Origin of the sequence: Kocuria oxytropis, assembly GCF_040981195.1 — a bacterium.
In the GTDB taxonomy this organism is placed as follows: domain Bacteria; phylum Actinomycetota; class Actinomycetes; order Actinomycetales; family Micrococcaceae; genus Kocuria; species Kocuria oxytropis.
Window position 1 is genome coordinate 1 of sequence record NZ_JAVFXA010000090.1, and the last position, 578, is coordinate 578.

Sequence of the window (578 nt, forward strand, 5' to 3'; positions counted from 1 at the left end):
AGTGTGGGCTTCGGTGTCAATTTCTCTGGTACTTACAAGCGTGCAGAGCGTCCTCGCAACAACTTTATCGACTTCTATCGCACACCATCATTCCTGCCTGTTTATCACAACGACATCACAACAGCACTTACTGGCTATAGTGGTTTTGCTCGTGGTAGCCACTTCAATAATATAGAAACCCCAACAGGCGAGGTAGACGAAGAAGGCAATCCTTTGACAGAGCGAACCTCACCTTTCTCTTCTTCCAACAACAATCCATGCAGCGTGATGGCCAACACCATGCGTTGGAGTGAAGATTTCCAGGGATTGGGCAACTTGTATCTGACGGTAGAACTGGCTAAGGGATTGACCTTTAAGACTTCTAATGGTTTTAATGTGCGCTTCTCACCTTCTTATACTTATGATAATAAGAATGCAACCAAGGATGGTGAAGCCAGCCGTGCTACTTATTTCAGCAACTTATACATCGACTTGTTGACAGAGAATACCCTTTCTTATCACCTCAACTTGGGAAGTCAGAAGCAGCATAGCATTGATGCCCTCTTGGGCTATACAGCAGAGCGTACACGTGTACAACG

1 protein-coding gene is annotated in these 578 nt (G+C 45.5%); it reads left to right on the top strand.

Features of this window, described 5'->3' with window-relative positions; translation table 11 throughout:
- Nucleotides 1–578, top strand: a 578-nt coding sequence (locus QYM41_RS17720) for a hypothetical protein (protein WP_368801084.1), incomplete at both ends; no start/stop codon positions are given.